This is a genomic window from Crenobacter oryzisoli (assembly GCF_030385785.1).
GTDB classification, from domain to species: Bacteria; Pseudomonadota; Gammaproteobacteria; order Burkholderiales; family Chromobacteriaceae; genus Crenobacter_A; species Crenobacter_A oryzisoli.
In genome coordinates this window covers 1-2188 of sequence record NZ_JAUEDK010000107.1, presented here as the reverse complement: position 1 = coordinate 2188, position 2188 = coordinate 1, and the positions used below count along the sequence as shown (strand labels likewise).

General features: G+C 62.8%; 2 protein-coding genes and 1 pseudogene. All 3 read right to left on the bottom strand.

Features of this window, described 5'->3' with window-relative positions:
* On the bottom strand, window positions 1-295 hold a 295-nt coding region (locus tag QU481_RS23675), incomplete at its 3' end, for a helix-turn-helix domain-containing protein (RefSeq protein WP_289828410.1).
* Between the two features lie 172 nt (window positions 296-467).
* Complete coding sequence (locus tag QU481_RS23670) at window positions 468-1661, bottom strand: DUF2252 family protein (protein WP_289832390.1); 1194 nt, start codon at window positions 1659-1661, stop codon at window positions 468-470.
* 318 nt (window positions 1662-1979) lie between these two features.
* Window positions 1980-2188: pseudogene (locus tag QU481_RS23665) on the bottom strand (IS4 family transposase); the annotation flags it as partial.

The following is a 2188-nucleotide window of genomic DNA, read 5'->3' as shown; positions in this document are numbered from 1 at the left end:
ACTCGAACTTGAACTGCTGCGGCGTATTGTCTTTCACCGCCTTGGCCAGCCAGCTCATCTCATCGGCCGTCACCTTCGGTGGACGCCCCGGGATCGGCTTGGCCAGCAGGGCGTTTTGGCCGCCATTGGCAAAGTCTGCTAACCAGCGAAACACCGTGCGCGGGTTGACACCGTAGGCGGCTGCTACGCTTTGCACCGATTGGCCCTCTCGAATCGCCTTGACGGCTTGCTGGCGCATGACCTGGAGGGTGTGGTGGTCAATCCCGCGGGCGTCAGAGTTTCGTTTGCATTTCATGAAGAAAATTATCACATGAAATGGCATTACTTTCTAAAAGGTTAGTAATTCAATGTCATCAATATGGGGCCGAGCGGACCTGGCCGATGCGTCCGAGTTTTGGAACTACGATCAAGTGCACGGTGCGCTCGCTCTGCCTGGCGGTTAGCTGAAGTCGCGAGGTAATAAACAGCTAGGTCGGTTTCTTTAAGCTCAGTGCATACTTGCGGCAATGTTCCAGATAGCCTTGCTCGTGGCTCGCCACCAGTTGCACCACGCTCTTCCACAGCCACGACGGGGCATCCAGCGTCTTGCTGCGCTGCTGTTTCAGTTCGGACAGCCACCCCTTGCGGATGGTCTCGTCCATCTGGCGGGCGTGGGCGGTGCCGACGACCCAGGCGAGGTAGCGGGCGATCTGCATCGCCTGTTCGGAGTCGAGCTGTTCGATCTTCAGCGCCAAATCCTGCGGCAGCAGTTCGCGGATGAACACGCCGCGGTCGAGAAAACGTGAGGCCAGCATCCGTTCCCCGAGGGCAGGAGACAGTTGCTGGGCGCCGGTGAGCACGCGACGAGCGTTGTCGCGCGGCATCTTGGCATGGGCGAAGCGGGGGGCGGCGGCGCGGGCGGCTTCCTTGATGTCGATCAGGCAGTAGTCGCGCTCCTCGCCGTCACCGACGCCCAGCAGCACCGCGTAGCGCAGCAGGCCGAGCGAGCTGCAGCCCTTCACCCAGTAGGCGGCGTCGAGCAGCTCCACCGGGGCGTCGTCATCGCGCGATTTAAGCCGGGTAACGAGATGGTGCAGGTCGCCGTTTTGGAACAGCTCGTGCATGGCCTCACGTTCGGTCGCGCTGAGCGGCCAGAAGCGCTTGCCCAGCGGAATCTTGGGTTTGGGGTTGTCGATGCGCTCGCGCGCCAGTTGCTTCCAGCCCCGCGATTTGGAAGAGCGGATCTGGCTGTCGATCACCTCGGGGGGCTGCTGCTGGCGCTTGGGGCTGAGAAAGGCGTGTTCGTAGCCCTGGATCATCTGTTCGAGGATCTGCGCGGTGATCACGCCGGGCAGCCGGCTGCCGCGCGCGGCGGTGGCCAGCGACAGCGCTAGGCGGACCAGGTCGTGTGCCGGGTTACCGATCACCGTCTGGTCGAGATCGCGGATCTGCACCTTGACCTTGCCGCTGGGGTGGCCCAGCGGGCCCAGGTTGCCAAGGTGGCAGTCGCCGCAGATCCACACGGCTGGCCCGTGCGGCAGCGCGTGGCCGCGAAGGCTGTGCAGCCAGTCGTAGTACTGCACGGTGTTGCCTCGCACGTAGGCGTGCGGCGACTCGGCCATTTTCAGGTTGCGCAGCGCCAGCAAGAGCGGGCGGCGCTCATCCGGGGACGGCAGGCGCATCGCAGCTCCTTGGTTCATCGGATGTGGGATGTGATACGGTCATCGTAGCCCGCCGGCCCAAGCGCCGCCGGGGTAGTGTTTGCGAAGATGTCCAACAGTGGCGCCTATCCGAGCAGGCACAGGGTGACATCTAGGTCGGCCGCATCGTAAGGTACGGTGATCGCTGCCGAGATGCTGAAGCAGCCCGTGTTGCCGCACTACTATGCCGCCGCACGCGACTAGGAGTGGCAGGGGCTGGGTTATCCCTTGTAGGCCCCGGTTCTTCGGGGCATGGCATCGTCTAAATGAAAAAAACCGGGCAGTTGGCCCTAATGCCGTTCACTTAGCAGATCGAACCTGTTTGATTGGGTAACGGGACGGCAGCTTTTTCACCACGCGGGGGCATTCACGCCCCCGCCGTTGTTTCGGTAGCAACAACTCCCCGAGACGTTCCCGCAGACGCAGCAAGCGCGCCGGCAAGGTGCCGGGGCTGCTGATCGCCAGCCAGCTCCACTCATAGCGCAAATAATGCAGCGCTGTCGTAAAGC

Bases quoted from the DNA above. Each gene is read 5' to 3' on its own strand.
- QU481_RS23670 (WP_289832390.1), bottom strand. From the start codon at position 1,661: ATGCGCCTGCCGTCCCCGGATGAGCGCCGCCCGCTCTTGCTGGCGCTG.